Source organism: Domibacillus robiginosus, from assembly GCF_000966195.1.
Lineage (GTDB): Bacteria > Bacillota > Bacilli > Bacillales > Domibacillaceae > Domibacillus > Domibacillus robiginosus.
Genome location: NZ_LAHL01000001.1, coordinates 99,671 through 122,198, shown reverse-complemented (window position 1 = coordinate 122,198; position 22,528 = coordinate 99,671). Strand labels below are relative to the sequence as shown.

Below are 22,528 nucleotides of genomic sequence, written 5' to 3'. Positions count from 1 at the left end.
GGGTTAATTCCGTTATTTATCGTTGTTATGTAAAAGCTTTATTTAATAAGCTTTTATTTGTCTGTCGACATTAAACAACGTCGCTTTGCTAGAAGTTTTACTTAAAATAATATTGTCCTCATGGACAAGAATAAGCATAGAAAAAAGCATATTTTGAAAAAGTATTCAAAAGATGCTTTAATTTAAAATAATTATTATGTCTATGTTGGTAAATAAATCCATACGGAATAAAAATAATCGAAAATCCAATAAGAAAGAACCACGTCTAAAGAAAAGCTTTTCGCTGCATCATCACATTTTCCTGTTTAACTTCGTTTACAGAGATTCCTGCAATCATGATAGAAAGGCTGGATAAAAAGACTGGCTGCAAGGGGATATAAAAGACAATAATCCTTCCACAAATGCCCGCCAAATTGTAAGGTCTTCTATTGTATTCGCTTGCCTTTACCTACAACATATTATGAGATCATATCTGGTTTGTTGTTACATGTTCTCCCCGCTGTGTAAGGCTCCCTATGCAAAGATTTAACTTCTATCTACTTGCCGATCGTAACCTGTATTTTAGGCATGGTGTGTAAACTTCTTGCGTTTGTGTGCGCGATAATATTATAAATACCTTCTTCTGTAAATGTTTTATTGATTGCATAGATGCCATCTTTTCTATGGGCGGCTTTTATGGTCTCATGCTTCTCGTCGCCTTCTTTCCATATTTCAAATTTCACTTCGTCCGCATCTTCTACAGGCTCGTTGTCCTGCGTGACGATAGCCTGTATTTCTGTCTTTTGTTTAGCTTTGGCTTCTTCTGGATTTAATTTTACTTCGACTTTTACCAACTTCATCACTTGATTAGTTTGAGCACTTTGTTCTTCTTGGCTGCTGCAGGCACTTAAAATAAAAAGAAGAAAAAAAAGAATGACTACTGGATTTTTTGGGGCAGAAACAATAAGACGTTTCATAAAATCTCATATCCTTTCTTTTTTGAATTGAGGAATTCATCTTGATCACCAATCTAATGGACATTCTCTACATTTACAGTGACCATTGTGATACTAATCTACACTTGAACTACAGCCCACTTAGCAAGCTTGAAGTGGGAGTGTTCTCGCCGAAAATGATAAAGTATTTATATGTTTATTCATTGTGAACCTTTCCAACTAATTGCTACACAATTTGATAGAGCATCTCTGTCAGAGATATGAAAAAACATGCTCTAACTTCATTGATTTTCCTGCTTCACCGATGTCTGTCCTGTTCGGGCAGGACCTCGACCTACAGTTGTAGAGGGATTATACTGTCAGAATGATCCCTATCTGGGCCAGCCCAGCTTTTTTAATGTTTAAGGCGGTATGATACAAAGAAATCAAACCGCCTATTAGAGATAAGGAAAACACATATTTCTTTCGTTATAAAAGGCTGCAATCCCTAAAACAATGGACAGAGATTACTTATCGGCTTTAGGCCCCCTTTCAATCAAAGAGGTGATTTTTTCATAATCAAAAGGGTCTTTCAGCATAACGCCATCGATTATGATCGTTGGGGTAAAAGGAACCTTGTATTTATGTACTAACTCCTTATCCTTGCTGACCTCTTCTGCTATATGTGTACCCTCTATGTTTAAATCGGATTCCAGCTGGGCTAGATCAACATTTGGAGCTGTTGCCTCTGCAATGTCTTTCAATTTGTCGACACTTATCCATGGGTTGTCGTGTTCCTGAGTGGCTGGTTGCGCAGTAAACACCGCTTTATGAAACGCCCAGAAGTTTTCCGGATCCTGTTTATAAACAGATTCAGACGCTAACGCTGCTAGCACAGATTCCTCCCCATGAAACAAAACGTTTATATACGAAAACTTTGCCTTTCCAGTATTAACATAGTCTTCAACCAATTTAGGAAAAATCAATTCTCCCCATTGTTTACAAGACGGGCATTTATAATCTCCAAACTCAACAATTGAAACAGGCGCTTCCACTTCTCCCAAAGTCGGCTGTCCTTCAATCAGGGGATGCTCATTGCTGCTCGCTGTTTGTTCGGTTTCCTGTGCTGTTTCATCTTCTTTATTCAAAAACAGTACCAAACCAATAATAGTCGCGAAAAGAACAAGCGTTGAAGTCACGATTTTCTTACTGTTTTTCATGAAATACCTCCATTTTTTTGTATATGTTCAGCAATATATTTCGCATCTTCCCCCTTTGAAAAAGTGCAGAACTGCGACGACACTAACACGGCAAACCTAAAAAATATAAACCATCTATTTGTGCTCCATCCCTTTGATGGATAGGACGTCCTTCGTAATTTAGTGCCTCTTTCACTTTCAACCAGCTGTATTTTAAAACAAAACCGGTAGACCAAATAATATTGTGAACGTCTAACATAGTCTGAGCCTGATAAAGGATAGTTATGTTTTCCCCCTCTACTGCTCAGTTCTTTTAAACAAAAATTTTGTGCCGCATTCCCCTTCGAAGTCTTCGATTTAGTGGGGGGGGAAGGCGCTAGGGTCTTTATTCTCCCTATTCTACTATATATTTTTTATTACATCGCTTGCCGCTTCTTATTTAGAATCAATCATATTAATCCTCTTTTCGTTTTACAACTGTTTTCCATATTGATTCGATCAATGTATCACCGGAACCAAAAAAACGGAAAAATAGGGCATAAAAGTTGCGAAGTCGCTGCTGCACAAAATTACAAACCAGACGGAAATCTTCAATGCTACGCTGGATATTTACAATGACGCTCTACCATTCATCATTCAGGTGATCGACAAAGAGTTTGGTAATACCGACGACATGACAACCAAATCAAACCTTTTTCCCAAATACAAAGAGTTTAACGAGCGTTTCTACAAATCAGTTATGGAAATAAAGTTACTTTAACATAAACGGCCATTCAAGAACAAAAAGTGTGTGCAGTAGACCTGGGACTGACGAACTCTGTTGTTTGTTCAGTTATCGATACAATAGGCACTGTCTTAGCCGGACATTTATTGACCAGTCTAAAGAAAAAGACCGTCTGCAGACGTTAACGAACAAACTGCGAAAAGCCCAGCGGACAAGCGGCCATATTCATGTGCCAAATTTTTAGCGGTAGATCAATGGATACCAGCAGCATATTGTGCACCACACCAGCCATGAAATTATTAAATTTGCAGCAAAGCATGGTTGTGACGTTATCGTATTCGAATACCTGGGCAGAATGAAAATTCCAAAGGGATTCTATGGAGCCAGGAAACTTCGTTTCAAACTTTATGGATGGTGGAAAACAGGCATTCAGAACAAAGTGGAAGAAATGGCGCACTGCCTGGGAATGCGCATATCCCGAATCAATCCGCGAAACACCAGCGCCTTGGCGTTCGATGGCTCTGGAAAAGTGGAACGGAACCGGAAAAAAGACCTTGCCGTTTTTTCAACAGGCAAAGTCTATCACGCGGATTTATCCGCTTCTTATAATATCGGCGCCCGTTATTTCATTCGGGCTTTTCAAAAATCCATTTCGGCAACGAAGTGGTTGTCACTTCAGGCAAACGTTCCTGAGCTGGCAATAAGGACATCCCAGACCTTGTCTTCGTTCATTAGTCTCCATCATGCACTCGGGCTTCCGAAGGAAGCTTAACCAGCTGATGTTGTACTGTATTCAAGATAAGGGATGCTCCATCAAAATCTTTGATTTAGGTGGAGAGGTTCACGAGGCATTCAAGCTTAATTGCTCCAACAGCAATATGGCAAATCGGGCTTTTATTATATTAGACATAAAGGCATTTAATATTTTTTCATTTAAACCGATCTTTTAGTTTTGTCAGCCGCGATCTTTGTACTTGTTGTGTATTTATCAATAATCAAATGAATTAGCTTGAGTCATTCATGCTTATTATTGCATTAAGTTCTTTTAATACCACTTCTTGATACTCCGGATACTGAGACAATAATGTTTTCACACTAATTTCATTGGCTAGTATTTTTTTGATGTTTCCTTTGTAAAGTTTTTCATTCTCTTTCTCCAAGTGATGTTAAGATTAAGATTCCTTTTATCCGCATACATTCTAAATCAAACATTTTGGAAGTAAAAGATATTCGTTCGATTTATCTTCCCCTTCTCTGTTACTGATATGGGATAAATAAGGCTGAAACATTATTTTGACAAGTCGAATAACACTGCGACGGCCGTCTTCGTTCAAACTGCCATAAACTATATTCATTGTTATTACCATATTCGTATTAAAGCAGAACTAAACAGCCAGCCGCCGGTCACGTACCGAGAGTTGGCTGCTTAAAAGTTTTTTTGAATCCTGTCTTAAAAAAAGGCGACCGCACCGTTTTTTACACCTATTTTATTAGTCATTAAATTCTAACTCAATTGTAGAATGGGCAATATTGAGATCTGACGTTATTTCTCTTACCCTTTCTTTAATCATATTTGAGTTGTTTAGATAGTTCTTGGTAATAGAAAGATGTGCATTTAATGCGTTCTCTTCCCCATCAATAGACCAAATATGCAAATTTAAAACTGACATAACACCAGGGATATTATTGATTTTTGAGCGAATTTCTTTTATGTCAACACCTTTTGGAACACCTTCTAAAAAGATCCTCATTGTTTTAATCAGATTGCGTGTAACATTTACTAAAATGAAACCGGCTATCGCAAGGGATAGAATAGGGTCTAATATATGGACATCCTTAAACAATAACACGATACTTACAATTAACACGGCTACCCAGCCTAAAACGTCTTCCAAAAGGTGCCAGGAAAGTACACCTTCATTTACCGACTTCCCTTTATGCAGCCGAAAAGCGGCAAATCCATTTAAAAGGACCCCTGCAATCGCAAACCAAAACATCCCTTGGGCATTCGAATGTTCAGGATTAATTAGTAGTGGGATGGCTTCAGAAATAATATAAGTGGAGCCGCCTATTAAAACCAAGGAATTAATCAATGCTCCTAACAGAGAAAACCGCTTATAGCCAAAAGAAAACCGCTCATTCCCTTCTTTATTTGAGAATTTTTGAAGAAACCATGAGAGCCCTAGCGAAACGGAATCTCCTAAATCATGAACAGCATCTGACATAATGGCCACACTATTAATTAAAAAACCGCCAATAAACTCACCTATTGAAAAAATAAGATTCACAAAAAAAGCTAACTTAATATTCTGAGTTGAATTATGAGTTTTTGTCATCGATTTCCCCCCTTTTTTCTTAATTTTGTGTTTCAAAGACATTAATATCGTCTATATGTCTTTTACCTATTTTACTTAGGGCTAAAACAAATTGTATCTTCCTTGTGTCAGAAAACATGGATCTCTCTTTTTATCTCGATTGTCATGTTTTAATAGGTATCGTTATCCCCTCCACTTTCACAGTGCGGCATTACTCAGCACAAGTAGTCGATTAGAGCTAGGCATGATCAAGAACTTTCTTCTAGATTAGTTATAAAACAGGATCGGAGAAGCGAAAGGGTAAGAAAAACAAGCACTATAAAGCCAAAAATAAACTGATATCAAGCATAAAAAGTGCTTCCTCAGAAAAGGAGCACTTTTGTTTTTAATAAAAATCAATACTGACAATGCAATTGAATGTCACAAAGAAGAAGGGTTATTGTCAATGCAATTATTTGCATTACAAATGTGCCGGTACTTCTTTAAAACGTTAATTGCCGTTGCTTTGTGAATATCCTAATTCTTATCCGGCTATTCCTATTAAATAAACTACTGTGAAGATAAATACCCATACCACATCAATGAAATGCCAATAGAGGCTTGCCAGATAAAATTTCGGTGCATTATAAAGGTTTAGACCACGTTTAGCATTACGGACCATTAAAGCAATCATCCATCCGAGACCAAAGATAACATGGCCTCCATGAAATCCAACTAGCGTGTAGAATGCAGAACCAAAAGCACTACTCGTAAATGTATGCCCAAACTCTTTGTAGTAATGCATGAACTCATAAATCTCACAGCCAAGAAATGCGAGGCCAAGTACAACAGTAATAAAAAGCCATTGCTGCATTTTTTTGAAATTATAATTTTTCATATGATACATTGCAAACACAGACGTCAATGAACTTGTTAAAAGAAGCATGGTCATAAGAAACACAAGCGGCAGTGTAAATAAATCTTTCGCTAAAGCGTGATCAGTACTAGGCACACTATCTTTTAACGCTAAGTATGTTGCGAAGAGAGAAGCAAATAGGACAGTCTCACCACCCAAGAAAAACCAGAAACCCAAAAATTTATTTTTGCCTTCCAGCGTTGCTTGTTCAGGATTTGCAGGCCACGTTTGTGAAGTGAATTTTTGCTCCGTTGCCATTATCGATTTTCCTCCTTGTCAGTTTCATCGAGTAACTCTTCTTTATGGATATGGTAGCCAAGATCATCTTTCACAGAGCGGTAAAGCATCGCACCAAATGTAATCGCCAGACCAATAATAAGCACTGGAATTGCCCATTCTTTATCATCTGCTTGGTACATTGTGCCAAATGCTGCGATAAACAAACCCAGAGACATTAAAAATGGTGTAAAGGCATTATTTGGCATATGAATGTCCCCCACCGGCTCCGCTGGAGTCATACCTGCTTTACCTTTCATTTTTTCAACCCAGAAGGCATCCAATCCACGCACAAGAGGAAGCTGTTTGAAATTATAAAATGGCACGGGTAATGGAATTGACCACTCAAGTGTACGCCCATCTTTCCATGGATCCCTTCCAACCTGTACATTTCTCACCATTGTAATTAAGATATTAATTAAAAGAACGATAACACCGACCGCCATAAACCCAGCGCCGATGGAGCTAACTAAGTTTCCTGTCTCTAAACCCTGCCCTGGAAAAAATGTCCACACACGGCGCGGCATCCCCATAAGCCCCAAGAAATGCTGAATAAAAAATGTTAAATGGAAACCTGTAAAGAAAAAAGCAAATGACACTTTACCTAGTTTTTCGTTCAGCATTGTTCCAAACATAATAGGCCAGTAAAAATGTAGTCCACCTAGAAGAGCTAATACAACACCACCCACAATTACATAGTGGAAATGAGCGACAATAAAGTAACTGTCATGAAATTGATAATCAGCAGGAGCTGCAGCCTGCATGACACCTGTTACCCCACCCATTACAAAGGAAGGAATAAATGAGATAGCGTAAAGCATTGGAACTGTAAATTTGACACTTCCCCCCCAAATGGTCAAAATCCAGTTAAAGATTTTTATTCCTGTCGGAACAGCAATAGCCATTGTGGCGACGGCAAAAATCGCATTTGCTACTGGTCCCAATCCTGTTGTAAACATATGGTGAGCCCATACCATGAAGCCTAGGAAACCAATTAATACTGTTGCAAATACCATGGAAGAATATCCAAATAATCGTTTCCTTGAAAATGTAGGGATAATCTCAGAAAAAATGCCGAAAGCAGGCAGTATAAGAATGTACACTTCTGGATGACCGAAAATCCAGAAAAAATGCTCCCAGATAACTGTATTCCCCCCCATTGCAACATCAAAGAAGCCGGAGCCGAACATACGGTCAAACATCATCATAAATAAAGCGACGGTAAGCGGCGGGAATGCAAAAAGAATAAGCGCTGAAGCTATAAATGTTGTCCATGTGAAAAGCGGCATTCTCATATAAGTCATACCAGGGGCCCGCATGTTTATGATCGTAACGAGGAAATTAATGCCCCCCATCAAGGTACCAAAACCTGAAATTTGCAGTCCAAGCACATAAAAATCAATTCCGTGCCCTTCTGATGCGAGTGATAATGATGCGTACGATGTCCAGCCTGCATCAGGCGCTCCGCCTAAAAACCATGAAAGATTTAAGAAAAGCCCGCCAAAAAAGAAAAGCCAGAAGCCTAGAGCGTTAATAAAAGGAAACGCAACGTCCCGTGCACCAATTTGAAGCGGCATGACCGCATTCATAAACGCAAACAAAAGCGGCATTGCTGCAAGAAAAATCATGGTCGTACCGTGCATGGTAAGAATTTCGTTATAAAGACCCGCACTGACAAAATCATTGTTGGGTACAGCCAGCTGAATACGAATTATCATTGCTTCTACTCCGCCTACGAGAAAGAAAAAACCTCCTGCAATTAAATAAAGAATAGCAATTTTTTTGTGGTCCACTGTGGTTAGGTATTCCCACATGGTACGGGCGACTCCTCGTTTTGTTTTATGTGCAATAGTACTCAATGATTTTACCTCCTTTTAAAATAATTTATTGCTCTTAGCCCATTTAAAATTCTGTGGCTTGATCTCGTTCCAAATTAGAAAAGTTACCCTTACATACTTTTGACTTTGTTTGGCTTCTGTCAGCATAATGAGCGTGTTTATAACTATGTTTTAAAATCTTAGATAACCAGTTACTATGTTCAGAAAGAATGGTTAACTAACTACAAAATAGACGAATTATTAACGACTAGCACAAGGTCTTTCCTATCATGACGCCTGTCTTGCCGGACCACTCTTTAGTTGATCGATATCTCTGGTTCTGTGTAAATGCTGAAGCTAATTATGAAGTATTTTTGTAGATTCGAGCATTATCTACTTCTTTGCTTAATTAGGACATTTAAAGAAAAGACCACCCACTTGAAAGCGATACCATTCATAAGCGTATAATTCCGTTTCATCATCACATGAATCATACAAAAATGGAAACTTGCTTTACATGATCCCAACTCTATCATACCTTTTAATGTGGAAAAATACGTAATAATATTGTCGATTTTTCAACTTATAAAGGCTTTTTCGGAATTTCTCCTTTATAGGTTGAATCCTCCTACTTTGCAAGATTGAAGTCGGGTATCCTCGCCGAAAATGATAAAATTTAATAATAAACGTACTTCTCGGTAGATCCGATTAAGGACAATAATTGTTTAAGGGAGAAACGACCGTAAACTTTTCTTTCCTTTCTTTAAGCGTATGAGTGTAAGCCGGCGATAACTAAGTTAACCGCTATCAAGTTAAACATAATAATGGCAAATCCAATCACCGCCAGCCATGCTGATTTTTCACCATGCCATCCTTTTGATAAACGTAAATGTAAAAAAGCGGCATAGAACAGAAATGTAATAAGCGCCCAAACTTCCTTAGGATCCCATCCCCAAAATCTTGTCCATGCAATCTGCGCCCAGATCATGGCGAAAATAAGCGCTCCTAATGTGAATACAGGAAATCCAATAATCACTGAGCGATAACTGATCTCATCTACGAGATCCAAACTGACATTTTTAACAACAGGCTTTAAAGCAGAACCGATACGCTTTCGCAAAACAAGACGGCACAAACCATATAAGGCAAGGCCGATGCCTAGTGACCATACCAGTGTGTTTAGCTTCTTCGCGTTAACCAATGCAGGTGTGTCAACGATGGGGGTAAAACGGTTATCCGTTTGAAGCTCTCCTTGATTCGGGCCAACTAAAGCCGGTATACTGTAGGTTTCTTCCAGTTGCTGATCGTTACTGTCCACCCATGTAAATGTCGCTTCATAATTTATGAAATTAAAAGATGTTGTTACAATGACGAAACTGATGACACTTATTAAGCTATATAAAACAAACTCCAGCCAAAACGTCTTCTTTCCTACTTTTGTCTGGTCAATGGCCTTAATAAGGTAGATAAGGCCGGCGACGAAACTAATTGACAGAATGGCTTCCCCCAGCGCTGCAGTTGTGACATGAATGTAAAGCCAGTCGCTTTGGAGTGCGGGAATTAAAGGAGAAAGCTCTCTCGGAAACATGCTTGCATACGCAATGATTAACACCACAACCGGCATAGTGAACAGGCCGAGTATGCTCACTCTGTAGATTGAATAAATGAGTATAAAAGCGCCGACCAGCATCATGCCAAAGGCAACAATGAACTCGAATAAGTTGCTGACAGGAGCGTGGTCCGCCGCTACCCATCGCGTGATAAAGTAGCCTACATGCGTTATAAAACCAATGATCGTCACAACAAATCCAACCTTAGCCCATCCGCTGACACTTGACTGGCTTCGCTTATCACGAATTGCCCCACCGAAAAAGAACGTAGCGACAAGATATAAAACAAACGCTGTATATAGTAAACTACTGCTTAAACTAGCAAGTCCCATTTTATACTCCTCCTTTTATTTTACTTTTTATTCTCTTCTATCTGATCTTCAGGAGCTGGTATGGATGCCCCTTTGAAAACAAAGTCTAGTTCTTTTTTTAACCCGTGCCAGTTCTTATTGGTATGCCCGGCGGCATAGAAACGGCCATTTTTTTTCTGTATCCAGATACGCCGATGATTCCAGTAAGAGCCCTGTATGACACCGGCCATAAAGATAATCCCACCTAATCCAAGAATCGGCAGCGTTAAGTCTTTGCGAATGGTCAAGGCGGATACGTCACGTGTTTCCAGGCTTTTAAATGTCATCTTATAATCTGTTTCCCCAAGCGGTTCCATAGTATTTTGGATCTCCACAAAACTCACTTCACCATCCGGATGCTCCGGCGACATCATGTTAAATAAAAAAGCTGGATTATTTGGCAGCGGTGATTTCGATTTGGGCTCTCCTTCCTTAGAAAATCCATCAAAATCAGGATAAAAGCCCAGCAGTTCTACCTTATAACCACTGCCAAGATCATACGAGTCCTGCTGTTCAAATAAATCAACGGTTAATTCACCCATCTCTCTGCCAGTTGCTTTATTTGTAAGCGCAAACTGCATCGCCTTCATTTCGTCCTTCTGATAGCTGGTTTGGTACACGGCAAACTGGTCGAATTTCATGGGCTGATTAACTTGGATATCGTCTTTTTCCAGTTCACTCAGCTGCGGTTTTGCTCCTGGCAATTTATTGTTCTCATCTCGATAAAGAACGGCGTCTGTTTGATAATTTTTCACAACGGTGCCGACCCTCTCGAGTGCTTCATTAAAAACTCCAGCCTTGTCTTCTTTTTCGTAGGTTTCCACCGTAAACTTTTCGTTTTTTATATAGTACTCACCCTTTGTACTCGGCACTTGAAGTGTTTCACCTTCCCGGATCCAGAGCAGTTCATCGATATACAGGCCATCTACAGAACGCAGCATGGAACCGATCAGAAAAATAATCAGCCCAACGTGGTTCACATACGGACCCCAGCGGGAAAAACGGCCTTTTTCAGCGAACAGTGCCCCATTTTCTTCTCTGATTTTATAACGCTTTTTCTTTAGTTGTTCACGCACCCTCTGCAGCTCTGTTTCATCCGGGATTTTATCTGTTTCGGCGAACAGCCGCTGTTTTTTCAAAAAAGATTCGTGTCTGTCAACCCGCTGTTTCTTCAATGCCCGGTACAGCGGGATGGCCCGGTCCAGACTGGCGATGACAAGAGAAACACCCAGCGCAGCAATAAGCGCAATAAACCAGGCAGAATTATATAAATCATAAAAACCAATTATGTAATACCATTTTCCAAATGTGCCGTACACGTCTTCATAGTAAACAGACGGGTCTACATTGTTCGGAAGATAAAATTCCTGCGGCAAGATGGTGCCAAGTGATGCTGAAATTAACGTTAATAAGATAATCCAGATTCCGACTTTTACCGAAGAAAAGAAATTCCATATTTTATCGATGATCGATTTGTTATACGTTTGTGACCGGCGGGCACTTCCTTCATAGCGCATATCATAAAGCTTTTCTTCTTTCGCTTTCTCTGTGAGTGCACGGCCGCACAATTCACATAAAATTGTGCCATGCGGATTGTCATGCCCGCACTCACATTTTACATTTTGCATAAAAAAAACTCCCTATGATTTATTCTGTCTATATTTTACCCACAAAGCTCAGCCTGCTTTCCCATCTAAAAGGCGCAAAAGAGCATCTTCTTATTCTATACATCGATTTTTGTAGTTTGCTTACAATTAAAAAATAAACAATACCCACATAAATATTCGATTTAAGAAAAAAATCCGCCTATTAATCTTAAAATAGTTGATTTTTCATTATGCCTTTTCTTTTCAATATATAAATAAAGAGCAGAACCAGAGCACCACTTGCGACATCAAGCATTACATCCATCAACCTTCCATCTCTTCCTGTAATAAAAGCCTGATGTACTTCGTCTGTGAAAGCAAACAATGCCGTAAACCCTCCTGCCAAAAGGTACCGGCCTCTTCCTTCGGGTAAATTTAAATATATTAAAAATGCTAATAACCCAAAGAACGAAATGTGGGCCAGTTTGCGGAGAACAAATTCGCTGTCCATTTCAATACTCCAGAGAAAATAAAAATCGCTGTTTGGGTGTAAAATGGATAGGAGCGTCACGTTTTCCTTTAACCTAGGGAGGCCAATCCATGTTCCGGGGTCTGTTATTCTTACACCCGGTGTATTTGAAAAATAAAAAATAGCAACCATTAACAAGATTAAAGATATTTTGCGCATGTGAGCTCCCTTTCTGTTTTACAAATAAAGCCTCGAAAAAGTTTATGTCTTTTTCTTTCTATCACCCTATCGATACTCTGTTGTCTATTAGATTGTTTCTACAATCCAAAAATGAAGAGTTATCCTACTTCTTTAGAAACCAGTAAACCCGCCAAATAAAGGCGTAAGAAAGGAGATGATCTTTGTCAGCCAGTCGAAAAATAACATGACTCCCATAATAATCATAATCATACCGCCGATCTTCAATAGCAGTGCATTGTGCTTTTTAATCCAGCTTAACCTGCCTACAAAAAAGGACATCACAAAAAAAGGAACAGAGAACCCTAATACGTACAAGATCATATAAAAAATAGCTGAATCTGGGTTTGTCGCAGCTAAAGCAATTACTGAGAATAAGATGGGCCCTGTACATGGTGTCCAGCCTGCGGCAAAAGCAAAGCCAATTATAATCGATCCAACATAGCCAGAAGGCTTGTTTTGGAATGTGAATTTTTTATCCTGCATCATAAAAGAAGGCTTAAAAACACCTATGCTGAAAAGGCCAAGCACAATAATCAGAATAGCTCCCATCTGGCGAACTAAGTCCTGGTAACCAGCAAAAAACTCACCTGCCAGCGACGTACTGAATCCAATTGCGATAAAAATGATTGAAAATCCAATAAGAAAGAAAAGTGTATGAAGAAATGCTTTTCGCTGCATCATTATATTTTTCTGTTTGACTTCGTTAACAGATACCCCGGTGATATAAGAGAGGAATGCTGGGTATAAAGGCAGGCTGCACGGAGAAATAAAAGACAGCAATCCTGCCCCAAATGCCAGCCAAATCGTAAGGTTTTCCATTGTATTCGCTTACCCCCAATTACAACATTTCATCAGATGATATCTAATTTCCTGTTATACTTTTTTTCGTGGAAGACAATGTGGAATAAATTATTTAATAATTGAGACTTTTATTAAAGGCATGATATGCATATTCCTTGCATTTGTGTGCGCATTAATATTATAAATCCCTTCTTCTGAAAATGTTTTCTTGATTACATAGACGCCATTTCCTTTATGCTTGGCTTCTATGGTTTCACGCTTCGCGGTTTCATGCTCCTGATTCTCGTCTTTCCATATTTCAAATTTCACATCGTTCGCATCTTCTACTGGTTCATTGCCCTGTGTGACAATAGCTTGTATTTCAACCTCTTGTTTGGCTTTTGCTTCTTGTGGATTTAGTTTCACTTCCACTTTTACTGGCTTCAACGTTTGATTAGTTTGAGCGCTTTGTTCTTCTTGACTGCTGCAGGCACTTAAAGTAAAAAGAAGGAAAAAGAGAATGCCTACCGGAGTTTTGAAGAAAAAAACACAAAAATGTTTCATAAATCTCCTATCCTTTCTTCACTGAATTGAGGAGCTCATCAAATAAATCTTTAATTATCACCCTAGTAGATAATGTGTATACATACAGCTTCTACTAGGATGATAATCTGTGTATCAGACTTCGTATATTTGCCCGCTATAAAAAGAGGCGTCCTACCGTAAGTAAATAAGACACCTCTTTATCATGCAATAAAAATGATCATGCAAAGTTTTCAACAACTATCGATTTTTTTCGATTACTTTTCATCACAACCTGTATCAGAGGCTTTCTTGACTTGAGACAGAGTTGTATAGTGTGCTTCATTTAAACGTGCTTCTTGTTTTTTTGACACTCTAATAATCCACAAAAACGTTAAAACGGCACCTAGTAAAAAAGGCAGCATGGCTAATAAAGCCGGGATATACTCAGACTTGTCTTCTGGAAAATATAAAAAATCCATCATCCTTGAACCACTCCCTTTTCAAGTTAGATCCTTGTCTCCGGAAAAGCACCGCAGATTAATTACAATGCCCATCCGAAGAACAGTTTTCTCCGCCTTCTTTGTCTATTTGAATCGTCACATGGTGTAATTCAAATTCATCATGAAGAAGTTTTTTGGCTTTTGACAAAACCGATTGATCGTCCTCTTCACGACTGACTACTAAGTGGCAGCTGAGCGCTGGAAAATCGGACGTAATAGACCACACATGTAAATCATGAACCCCTTTTACTTCACTCAGCGAAAGAAGCTTCTCTTTTACTTGTTGAATATTCAAATTCAACGGTGCTCCTTCCATTAAAATATGAAAAGAATCCCTTGTCACACGGTATCCACTGATGGTGATTAAAACAGCCACAACGATGCTGGCAATAGGATCTGCCAAATTCCATCCAAAAAACATAATGAGAAGAGCGGCAATGATTGCCCCGACTGATCCAAGCATGTCCCCGATAACATGTAAAAATGCACTTCTAACATTCAGGTTCTCATCTTTATCCCCTCGCATAAGAATAAAGGCAGCGACAATATTTACAAGTAAACCAAGAGTAGAAATAGCCAACATTCCTACACTGACTACATCGGGTGGGTTCATGATCCTTTGATATGCTTCAAAAAAGATATAGACGGATATCGCGATAAGCGTAATACCGTTAAGAAAAGCCGCCAGGATTTCAAAACGCTTGTAACCAAACGTTTTCTTATTGGATGCTGCTCGTTGGCCCAATGTCAGGGCCACATAACTTAGTCCAAGTGCAGCTGCATCACTCAACATGTGTCCCGCATCAGAAAGCAAAGCCAAACTGTTTGTCATGATCCCGCCGATAACTTCTACAATCATATAAGAAGTAATTAAAAAGAACGACCATTTTAAAGCAGTCTTGTTACTGCTTCCATGACTATGGTTATGACCATGACTATGTGAATGACCCAATATTTTCACGCTCCTTCTTTATTTTTATGGCATCAAATACTGAACATGAGGTAATTACAGCTGCCATAATCTCTTCATAAAGAATATTATGAGTTTTTTCGAGCATTTAAATGTAAAAGCACCATTAAAATACTGATTAGCGTAAATGCCGTTAAAGCTAAAAAAGGAATTGTGACAAAACCAAACCAGTTAATATATTGAACATTGCATGGAACACCTTGTACGCATGGCTTTATATCCGCAAAACCAGGAACTTTTTGCACAAGGTAGTGGTAGAAAGAAATGGAACCCCCAATGATTGATAACGGAAGCACATATTTCTTCAGGTTTATTTCGTTATGAAAAGCGGCGATCCCAAGAATAATCGCCAGTGGGTACATAAAGATTCTTTGAATCCAGCAGAGTTCACATGGCACAAACTCTCTAATTTCACTAAAATACAAGCTGCCTAATGTAGCGGTAACCGCTATGACCCAGGCAGCATACAGAGCATAGGTTTGGATAAATGAGGGCTTTGTGTGACCGGTCATTTCTTATCCTCTTCCTGCCCTTTTTCGATTAGAGAGACGATTGTTTCATAATCAAATGGATCTTCAAGCATCACACCATTTATCATAATAGAAGGGGTAAACTGCACTTGAAACTCTTTTACTAACCCATCGTCTTTACTCACTTTTTCAGCCATTTCATCCGAATTAATATCTTTTTCAAACTGTACCAGATCAATATTTGGTGACGCCGCTTTCGCCAGCTCTTTTACACTTTCCATTGTTACCCACGGTTTGTCATGTTCTTGTGTTGCTGGCTGTGCTGCGAAAACAGATTTATGAAATGTCCAGAAATTTTTAGGGTCCTGTTTATAAAAAGATTCAGAAGCCAATGATGCTAATGTGGATTCTTCCCCGTGAAAAAGAACATTAATATATGAAAAAGATGCTTTTCCTGTATCTACATAATCAGCAATTAACTTTGGATAAATCGTTTCGCCCCATTGCTTACAAGACGGGCACTTATAATCGCCAAACTCAACAATTGAAACGGGCGCCTCTGCATCACCTAAAGTCGGCTGTCCCTCAATAGACGGGTGTTTTCCGCCAGTGTTTTGTGCAGTTTGTGTGGCTGGCTGTGCTGTTTCGTCTTCTCTGTTCAAAAATAATACAAGCCCAATGATCGCTGCGAATACAACGAGCGTCGAAATCACGATTTTCTTACTGTTTTTCATAAAGTACCTCCGCTTTTTTGTATGTCTTCGGCAATATATTTTGCATCGTCACCCACTCCTTGAAGAAGTGCAGAACCTCGCCGGTACTGCCACGGCAGTCCTAAAAAATACAACCCTTTCACCTGTGTAATGCCTCTTTTATGAACGGGCTGCCGTTCGTAATTTAGCGCCCCTTCTACTTCCAGCCAGCTGTAGTCCGAAACAAAACCGGTAGACCAGATGATGTTTTGAACATCTAGGCTTGTCTGATCTTGAAAATGGATCGTTGTGTTTTTCCCATCTACTGCTTTGTTCTTTTGAATGACCGTTCCTCTTATCAAGGCATCTTTTAATTCAGAACCAAAAATAGGATCTCTACTTGCCTGTATCTTTTTTCCGACCCGTGAATGTCGGGAAGCCTTTAGTATACCAGCTTTGTCGAACCACCAAAAAATACTCTTATTTCCGATTTTCATCGGTAAAAACTTCATTCTCTGGCTAACTGACAAATATGTTTCCCTTGTATTGGACAGCTCTACAGCAATCTGAGCCCCACTGTTGCCGCCCCCTACAACTAATACATTTCCTTCTATAAGATCATCCGGATTCTTATACTGGGAAGAATGCAGCTGCAGGATGTCTGGCGATAAAGAAAGAGAAAAACTCGGGATATTCGGTATCTGGAAAGGACCCGATGCAATGATAACATTCTCTGCTTCATATGTTTGGTCATTTGTTTGAATATAAAAATGGTTATATTCCTTCCAGACACGCATGACTTCGGTCTGCAGCTGAACCGGCAGCTGAAACGATTCCGCATACCGCTTTAAATAAAGGGCGATTTCATCCTTTGCAGGAAACCCATGTGGATCTCCGTCTAATGAAAGACCGGGCAAAGAGCTGTACATTCTTGGTGTAAACAACACTAAAGAGTCATATCGTTTTCTCCACTCATCTCCAATCTCCTGATTTTTATCTAAAATAATAAACGATTGATTGACTTGCTTTAGATGATACCCCATTGCGAGCCCTGCTTGTCCCGCACCTATAATAACAGTATAAAACATGTTAACACCTCCTGTCCGCTTCATCGATAGATGAAAACCTTCTTCCCTGTTTACTACTTGTTTGATGAACGGAATATATATAAATACTTCTTAGAAACAGGGGTGGTACAATGCACGCAATGCCTTACCTGCTCAGTTTTTATCTTTTTCTCGGGACAAACGTTGGAGCGCTGGCTGCCGTTACTCTTTACAAAATCCCGAAGGTGAAAGCGCCGCACTTGTATATTTTTTGCGGTATTGTTTTAACAGCGCTGCTTGCTTTTGAACTAATCCCACACGCCATGGAAGAATACGGATTTATAAACGTTGCATTCGGTGCCTCACTGGGCGTGCTGATCTGTATATGTCTTCACGGTTTATTTGAAGATGTATCCTCGCAGGCCTATCGGTCAGTTTTATTTATTGTTGTGGCCATCGCTATTCATAACATACCAGCTGGATTAGCCATTGGGTCGACCCTGGAGAATGAAACATTATCAGGCTCCTTTATTGTTGCAACGATCGTTCACCAAATCCCGGAAGGGTTGGCCATCATGACTGCCCTGCTGCTTTCAGGAAAAAGGTTCCTTTCCTTATTTCTCTTTTTCCTCTTCAGCCTACTGTTGTCTGGTATCTTTCTGTTTTTTTCAAACGCTGGGCACTTGGCAGAGCTGCCTTGGAAATCAAATGGATTGATTTTAGGCACAGCCATCGGTTTTTTACTCTTTACTGCTTTAATCGAATTTTTATTCAAGAAACACAGCTGATCCACCCTTTCATTATCCTATTGAATACTGACCATTAATGCCAAATATAGCGAGACCACGAGGAAAAAGCTCATAGCAAACGATAAAACAGCTGGCGCTTTCCGGACAAAAGAAGCCAACATTAAAATAAAGAAGGAGATAAATAAAACAGCCAGCAGCACAGACATGGCAGTTACCTCAAACTGCACATTCATGGATGGCTCTACAACGCCACCGTATATGTATTCAAATAATGGCGCAGCCCCATCGCTTTTTAACATGGTTTGGATTGCATGAGGCGGGGGCTGCTGTCCTAAGAAAGCGGTAACCGAGAAAATCATAATTAGGACAATGCTTTCCGCTTTTACCCACGGTTTTGGATTGAACGCCAAATCTTTCTGCAGCTGTTTTTTCACTAAAAAGCTGTTAATAATAGCGAAAACTAAAATGGGGATCACCATAATATGTTTTAGTAATAATGCCTGTCCATAGTTTAGCATCCATATATTTGTATAGTCGGAGACATCGGTAATGATAGTCATCATCATAAATCCAGAAACCGCCGTCACGATAAAACTGACAACAGCAACAGGCGTAAACCACTTCAGGAAATGCAGCCAGTTTTCTTTATCCGTTGAGAGCCAGCTGACCACCAGCAAAATGCCCACCCAGACGCTCACAGCTAAGAAATGCAGTGAATGATAAAAAAATCCTGGCACTTTCTCTAAAGATGCAGGATGTCCCGCCCAGCCTGCCGTAAAAATCAACAGGACAATAAACACGATGGATATGACTGCATAACGTTTCTGTTCCAAAACAGGGAATAGTGATACAAATGTATAAAAGAAAAGCGAAAGAATCAGTGTGAGTGTCCAGGCCTGTCCAACTTCAAACGTTGCAAGAACATTTGGAATCGTCACGGCCCAGCCGATGTCTTCCTGGAGCATATAAATCAAGTAGGCCACCGGCATTAATGACAAAAAGACAATACCTAAAACGGAAAGCTGAAGCCATCTCTTATGGATATGTATGGATGGTTTTTTGCCGGATGGAACCAAGTGCATCACAAAAGATCCCATTAAAACAGCAAAACAGATATATAACAACAGTTCAGTCAGGTAGAGAAGGTAGATCATTTTCTCCCCCTCCTTACCAGCCACATAACTGTTTGAAGCACCACGAACAGCATAAACCCTGTTAAAAGAGAAATGACAATATTCGTTTTTGATTGACTTTGTTCTTCAGAAGCAGCGGCAGCCGTTGAAGGATTCGATTCTTCCACTAACTCCTGTGTATCAGCAGCTCGATCGGTTACTTCAGCTTTTTCACCTGTTGCAGCCAAACTCTCTTGATTTCCACTTTCTTGTTGAACATTAAACGAATAGCTCCCTTCAATGAGATGGCCATCTTTTCCGACAATACGCCAGTTCGCTGTATAAGGACCATTTTTTAATGGTTCTGCTGTTAATGCTGTCATCTTATTACCGGTTAATTGAACACCTTTAATTGATACTTCTGTTCCACTTTTACTCAGCAAAGACAGCGTACTGCCGTTTTCAATGGTTGTTTCAAATTCTAATTGAAGTTCCTGTATATTTTCTGTGACTGTTTCTCCCTCTGCCGGCGAAGCATTTTTCACATCCGTATGAGCAGAAACAGCCGAAGAAAATGACAGATACACTATAAATAGAAGAGACAGTAATTTCTTCACAACCATTCACCTCCTTGTCCATTCGCTATCATTGTACCAATTACTGCTTCCTGATTAAACAATCGTTTGAATGTACAATTGACAATTTTCCAAACTCATCATACACTAAAATTATACAATCAAACAAGCATTTGAATAATGAATAGAGGAGATACAAATGGCTGAAAAAACAAAGAGCACACAGACGGCTGAAACATGTGATACGTCTTGTTTTAACGAAGAGGTTGTAGAACGTGTACAGCCGAAAATTAATGATGTAAATGGTGTGGAATTACTGTTCAAAGCTATGTCTGATGCAACGCGGTTAAAAGTTATTTATGCTTTGACGCTTGAAAAAGAGTTATGCGTTTGTGATGTGGCTCAGATTATTGGTTCTTCTACAGCTACAGCGTCCCACCATTTGCGCCTTCTCCGAAACATGGGACTCGCAAAATATCGTAAAGAAGGCAAGCTTGTGTATTACTCAGTAAAGGACCATCACGTCCATCAGTTAGTCAGCATTGCGCTTGAACATTCAAGGGAGGATTGAGAATGATGAGCGAAACAAAAAATGTGTACCGGCTTCAAGGGCTGTCCTGCACGAGCTGTGCAGCAAAATTCGAAAAAAATATACGGGAAATTCAGACCGTGGAAGATGTTCAGCTGAATTTTGGCGCCTCTAAAATTGCCGTCGTTGGCGAAGCATCCGTTGAACAGCTGGAAGCTGCCGGTGCGTTTGATGGTATTAAAGTTTTTCCTGATCGCCAAAAACTCACAGAAGAAAAAATCCCTTTTTGGCAGAAGCGTGAAAACAAAAATACAATGGTCTCCCTCTTCTTTTTACTATTTGGCTATATCTCCAGCTTTACAGCCGGGGAAAGCAGCCCCGCTACCATCACGATTTTTGCTCTTTCCATTTTGATTGGCGGATATGATCTATTTAAAGTTGGATTAAAAAATCTGACCAGGCTTGAATTTGATATGAAAACCCTTATGACTGTGGCCATCATTGGAGCCGCGATCATTGGCGAATGGGGAGAAGGTGCGGTCGTCGTTTTCCTTTTCGCCTTAAGTGAAGCATTAGAAGGCTATTCAATGGAGAAAGCCCGCCAGTCCATCCGCTCGCTAATGGATATTGCCCCGGATACAGCCATTATTAAACGGGGAAAGCAAGAATTTGAGATCGCTGTAGAAGATATTCAAGTCGGCGATATTATGATCATTAAACCGGGCCAAAAAGTCGCAATGGACGGCGAAGTGATAAAGGGCCAGTCTTCCATTAACCAAGCTGCCATCACCGGTGAATCGATTCCTGTTCATAAAGCAACAGGCGATGAAGTGTTTGCTGGGTCATTAAATGAAGAAGGCTTCTTAGAAGTACGTGTAACGAAACTCGCAGAAGATACAACGATTGCCAAAATCATTCATTTAGTAGAAGAAGCGCAGGCAGAACGCGCCCCTTCTCAGCAGTTTGTCGATAAATTTGCGAAATATTATACACCAGCTGTTATGATTATCGCTTTGTTAGTTGCTGTTATTCCTCCCCTATTGATGGGAGGCGAATGGCCGGAATGGATTTACCGCGGACTTGCGGTCCTTGTTGTGGGCTGCCCTTGTGCACTGGTTATCTCTACCCCTGTGGCAATTGTTACAGCTATTGGCCATGCCGCTAAAAACGGCGTGTTGATCAAAGGCGGCATTCACTTGGAAGAAACTGGCCGTTTGAAAGTCGTGGCGTTTGATAAAACAGGTACGCTGACAGAAGGAAAACCAGAAGTCACCAACATTGCTTCCTTATCAAATATGAGTAAAAATGACATTTTGGCTATTTCTGCGGCGATCGAAACTTTCTCGCAGCATCCTTTGGCCTCTGCTATTCTTCGCAAAGCAGCAAAAGAAAAAGCAGCTGAGTACACGGCTGAAGATTTTCAATCCTACACCGGAAAAGGCGCCAAAGCTGTTATAAACAAAACCGTTTATTATATTGGCAGCCCCAAATTGTTCGAAGAAATGCTTTCCATTCCGGAGGATGTCCAAAATCAAATTACCGACCTGCAATCACAGGGAAAAACGGTCATGCTTGTCGGAACCCAAGAAGAAGTAAAAGGCTATTTAGCTGTAGCTGACCAGGTACGGAAAAGCAGTTTATCCATTATTCAAAAGCTGCAGAAACTTGGAGTTGAGAAAACAGTTATGCTGACGGGCGACAATCAAGCGACGGGAAAAGCCATTGGCACCCAGCTCGGATTAAGTGATGTCAAAGCAGAATTAATGCCGCAGGACAAACTTGAAGCTATCAAATCACTTCGGGAACAGTATAGCAAAGTGGCGATGATCGGTGATGGCATTAACGATGCCCCGGCGCTGGCAAGTGCAACGGTTGGGATCGCGATGGGCGGCGCTGGAACGGATACAGCCCTTGAAACTGCTGATATTGCTTTAATGGCGGATGATTTGGAGAAACTGCCTTACACCATTGCCCTAAGCCGCAAAACACTGAATGTGATTAAACAAAACATCACGTTTGCCTTTGGATTGAAATTACTTGCGCTGCTTTTAATTATTCCAGGTTGGCTGACATTATGGATGGCCATTTTTGCTGACGTGGGCTCCACATTAATCGTGGTTCTAAACTCGATGCGCTTAATGAAAACAAAATACAACTGACCCCCTTCCGCCCCCTTTTTGTTTAA

At 40.0% G+C, this 22,528-nt stretch carries 21 protein-coding genes; 4 read left to right on the top strand and 17 right to left on the bottom strand.

Annotated features, from left to right (window positions below; all coding sequences use genetic code 11):
* Nucleotides 1-536: 536 nt before the first annotated feature.
* Nucleotides 537-956, bottom strand: a complete 420-nt coding sequence (locus VP97_RS00595) for a FixH family protein (RefSeq protein ID WP_050179671.1) — start codon at nucleotides 954-956, stop codon at nucleotides 537-539.
* A gap of 485 nt (nucleotides 957-1,441) precedes the next feature.
* Nucleotides 1,442-2,134, bottom strand: a complete 693-nt coding sequence (locus VP97_RS00590) for a DsbA family protein (RefSeq protein WP_050179670.1) — start codon at nucleotides 2,132-2,134, stop codon at nucleotides 1,442-1,444.
* 977 nt (nucleotides 2,135-3,111) lie between these two features.
* Here VP97_RS00590 and VP97_RS24405 point away from each other — a divergent pair.
* Complete coding sequence (locus VP97_RS24405; RefSeq protein WP_050179669.1) at nucleotides 3,112-3,609, top strand: zinc ribbon domain-containing protein; 498 nt, start codon at nucleotides 3,112-3,114, stop codon at nucleotides 3,607-3,609.
* Nucleotides 3,610-4,327: 718 nt separating this feature from the next.
* Here VP97_RS24405 and VP97_RS00580 read toward each other — a convergent pair.
* The 13 genes from VP97_RS00580 to VP97_RS00520 form a co-directional block, all read right to left on the bottom strand.
* Nucleotides 4,328-5,173: a cation diffusion facilitator family transporter gene (locus tag VP97_RS00580; RefSeq protein WP_050179668.1), complete on the bottom strand. Its 846-nt coding sequence runs from the start codon at nucleotides 5,171-5,173 to the stop codon at nucleotides 4,328-4,330.
* A 502-nt stretch (nucleotides 5,174-5,675) separates the two neighbouring features.
* The gene (locus VP97_RS00575; protein WP_050179667.1) at nucleotides 5,676-6,305 is read right to left on the bottom strand and encodes a cytochrome (ubi)quinol oxidase subunit III; all 630 of its coding nucleotides are present in this window, start codon (nucleotides 6,303-6,305) and stop codon (nucleotides 5,676-5,678) included.
* Nucleotides 6,305-8,182 carry a cytochrome c oxidase subunit I gene (gene ctaD / locus VP97_RS00570; RefSeq protein ID WP_050179666.1) on the bottom strand — a complete coding sequence of 626 codons (1,878 nt, stop codon included), beginning with the start codon at nucleotides 8,180-8,182 and terminating at the stop codon, nucleotides 6,305-6,307. Before ctaD ends, VP97_RS00575 begins: the two co-directional genes overlap by 1 nt.
* A 721-nt stretch (nucleotides 8,183-8,903) precedes the next feature.
* Nucleotides 8,904-10,082 (bottom strand): c-type cytochrome biogenesis protein CcsB, encoded by a 1,179-nt coding sequence (gene ccsB / locus VP97_RS00565; RefSeq protein WP_050179665.1) that lies wholly within the window; start codon nucleotides 10,080-10,082, stop codon nucleotides 8,904-8,906.
* A 20-nt stretch (nucleotides 10,083-10,102) separates the two neighbouring features.
* Entirely contained in the window at nucleotides 10,103-11,728 is a 1,626-nt protein-coding gene (gene resB / locus VP97_RS00560) for a cytochrome c biogenesis protein ResB (protein WP_050179664.1), read from the bottom strand.
* 187 nt (nucleotides 11,729-11,915) lie between these two features.
* Nucleotides 11,916-12,347 (bottom strand): VanZ family protein, encoded by a 432-nt coding sequence (locus VP97_RS00555; RefSeq protein WP_245629800.1) that lies wholly within the window; start codon nucleotides 12,345-12,347, stop codon nucleotides 11,916-11,918.
* A 159-nt stretch (nucleotides 12,348-12,506) separates the two neighbouring features.
* Nucleotides 12,507-13,214, bottom strand: a complete 708-nt coding sequence (locus tag VP97_RS00550) for a cytochrome c biogenesis CcdA family protein (protein WP_050179662.1) — start codon at nucleotides 13,212-13,214, stop codon at nucleotides 12,507-12,509.
* Between the two features lie 90 nt (nucleotides 13,215-13,304).
* Nucleotides 13,305-13,739 (bottom strand): FixH family protein, encoded by a 435-nt coding sequence (locus tag VP97_RS00545; protein WP_050179661.1) that lies wholly within the window; start codon nucleotides 13,737-13,739, stop codon nucleotides 13,305-13,307.
* A gap of 236 nt (nucleotides 13,740-13,975) precedes the next feature.
* Nucleotides 13,976-14,182: a hypothetical protein gene (locus tag VP97_RS00540; RefSeq protein WP_050179660.1), complete on the bottom strand. Its 207-nt coding sequence runs from the start codon at nucleotides 14,180-14,182 to the stop codon at nucleotides 13,976-13,978.
* 55 nt (nucleotides 14,183-14,237) lie between these two features.
* On the bottom strand, nucleotides 14,238-15,152 hold the full coding sequence (locus VP97_RS00535) for a cation diffusion facilitator family transporter (protein WP_050179659.1): 915 nt from the start codon (nucleotides 15,150-15,152) through the stop codon (nucleotides 14,238-14,240).
* Between the two features lie 86 nt (nucleotides 15,153-15,238).
* Nucleotides 15,239-15,682 carry a disulfide oxidoreductase gene (locus VP97_RS00530; RefSeq protein WP_050179658.1) on the bottom strand — a complete coding sequence of 148 codons (444 nt, stop codon included), beginning with the start codon at nucleotides 15,680-15,682 and terminating at the stop codon, nucleotides 15,239-15,241.
* On the bottom strand, nucleotides 15,679-16,374 hold the full coding sequence (locus tag VP97_RS00525) for a DsbA family protein (RefSeq protein WP_050179657.1): 696 nt from the start codon (nucleotides 16,372-16,374) through the stop codon (nucleotides 15,679-15,681). Before VP97_RS00525 ends, VP97_RS00530 begins: the two co-directional genes overlap by 4 nt.
* On the bottom strand, nucleotides 16,371-17,420 hold the full coding sequence (locus VP97_RS00520; RefSeq protein ID WP_050179656.1) for a flavin-containing monooxygenase: 1,050 nt from the start codon (nucleotides 17,418-17,420) through the stop codon (nucleotides 16,371-16,373). Before VP97_RS00520 ends, VP97_RS00525 begins: the two co-directional genes overlap by 4 nt.
* Before the next feature lie 110 nt (nucleotides 17,421-17,530).
* Here VP97_RS00520 and VP97_RS00515 point away from each other — a divergent pair, with 110 nt between their 5' ends.
* Nucleotides 17,531-18,166: a ZIP family metal transporter gene (locus VP97_RS00515; RefSeq protein ID WP_050179655.1), complete on the top strand. Its 636-nt coding sequence runs from the start codon at nucleotides 17,531-17,533 to the stop codon at nucleotides 18,164-18,166.
* A 17-nt stretch (nucleotides 18,167-18,183) separates the two neighbouring features.
* Here the strand turns inward: VP97_RS00515 and VP97_RS00510 are convergent, their stop codons facing one another.
* Together VP97_RS00510 and VP97_RS00505 are read right to left on the bottom strand one after the other, a co-directional pair.
* The gene (locus VP97_RS00510) at nucleotides 18,184-19,281 is read right to left on the bottom strand and encodes a copper resistance D family protein (protein ID WP_050179654.1); all 1,098 of its coding nucleotides are present in this window, start codon (nucleotides 19,279-19,281) and stop codon (nucleotides 18,184-18,186) included.
* Nucleotides 19,278-19,856, bottom strand: a complete 579-nt coding sequence (locus VP97_RS00505) for a copper resistance CopC family protein (RefSeq protein ID WP_172656719.1) — start codon at nucleotides 19,854-19,856, stop codon at nucleotides 19,278-19,280. The genes VP97_RS00510 and VP97_RS00505 overlap by 4 nt, the downstream gene beginning before the upstream one ends.
* Before the next feature lie 157 nt (nucleotides 19,857-20,013).
* On the opposite strand from VP97_RS00505, the gene VP97_RS00500 reads away from it, so the two are divergent.
* Both VP97_RS00500 and VP97_RS00495 read left to right on the top strand, forming a co-directional pair.
* Nucleotides 20,014-20,385, top strand: a complete 372-nt coding sequence (locus VP97_RS00500; RefSeq protein WP_050179652.1) for an ArsR/SmtB family transcription factor — start codon at nucleotides 20,014-20,016, stop codon at nucleotides 20,383-20,385.
* 5 nt (nucleotides 20,386-20,390) lie between these two features.
* Entirely contained in the window at nucleotides 20,391-22,502 is a 2,112-nt protein-coding gene (locus VP97_RS00495; RefSeq protein ID WP_050179674.1) for a heavy metal translocating P-type ATPase, read from the top strand.
* The last annotated feature ends 26 nt before the right edge of the window (nucleotides 22,503-22,528 follow it).

Coding starts and splice junctions, on each gene's coding strand:
- VP97_RS00595 (WP_050179671.1), bottom strand. CDS start 956: ATGAAACGTCTTATTGTTTCTGCCCCAAAAAATCCAGTAGTCATTCTT.
- VP97_RS00590 (WP_050179670.1), bottom strand. CDS start 2,134: ATGAAAAACAGTAAGAAAATCGTGACTTCAACGCTTGTTCTTTTCGCG.
- VP97_RS00580 (WP_050179668.1), bottom strand. CDS start 5,173: ATGACAAAAACTCATAATTCAACTCAGAATATTAAGTTAGCTTTTTTT.
- VP97_RS00575 (WP_050179667.1), bottom strand. CDS start 6,305: ATGGCAACGGAGCAAAAATTCACTTCACAAACGTGGCCTGCAAATCCT.
- ccsB (WP_050179665.1), bottom strand. CDS start 10,082: ATGGGACTTGCTAGTTTAAGCAGTAGTTTACTATATACAGCGTTTGTT.
- resB (WP_050179664.1), bottom strand. CDS start 11,728: ATGCAAAATGTAAAATGTGAGTGCGGGCATGACAATCCGCATGGCACA.
- VP97_RS00555 (WP_245629800.1), bottom strand. CDS start 12,347: ATGGTTGCTATTTTTTATTTTTCAAATACACCGGGTGTAAGAATAACA.
- VP97_RS00550 (WP_050179662.1), bottom strand. CDS start 13,214: ATGGAAAACCTTACGATTTGGCTGGCATTTGGGGCAGGATTGCTGTCT.
- VP97_RS00545 (WP_050179661.1), bottom strand. CDS start 13,739: ATGAAACATTTTTGTGTTTTTTTCTTCAAAACTCCGGTAGGCATTCTC.
- VP97_RS00540 (WP_050179660.1), bottom strand. CDS start 14,182: ATGATGGATTTTTTATATTTTCCAGAAGACAAGTCTGAGTATATCCCG.
- VP97_RS00530 (WP_050179658.1), bottom strand. CDS start 15,682: ATGACCGGTCACACAAAGCCCTCATTTATCCAAACCTATGCTCTGTAT.
- VP97_RS00525 (WP_050179657.1), bottom strand. CDS start 16,374: ATGAAAAACAGTAAGAAAATCGTGATTTCGACGCTCGTTGTATTCGCA.
- VP97_RS00520 (WP_050179656.1), bottom strand. CDS start 17,420: ATGTTTTATACTGTTATTATAGGTGCGGGACAAGCAGGGCTCGCAATG.
- VP97_RS00515 (WP_050179655.1), top strand. CDS start 17,531: ATGCACGCAATGCCTTACCTGCTCAGTTTTTATCTTTTTCTCGGGACA.
- VP97_RS00510 (WP_050179654.1), bottom strand. CDS start 19,281: ATGATCTACCTTCTCTACCTGACTGAACTGTTGTTATATATCTGTTTT.
- VP97_RS00500 (WP_050179652.1), top strand. CDS start 20,014: ATGGCTGAAAAAACAAAGAGCACACAGACGGCTGAAACATGTGATACG.
- VP97_RS00495 (WP_050179674.1), top strand. CDS start 20,391: ATGAGCGAAACAAAAAATGTGTACCGGCTTCAAGGGCTGTCCTGCACG.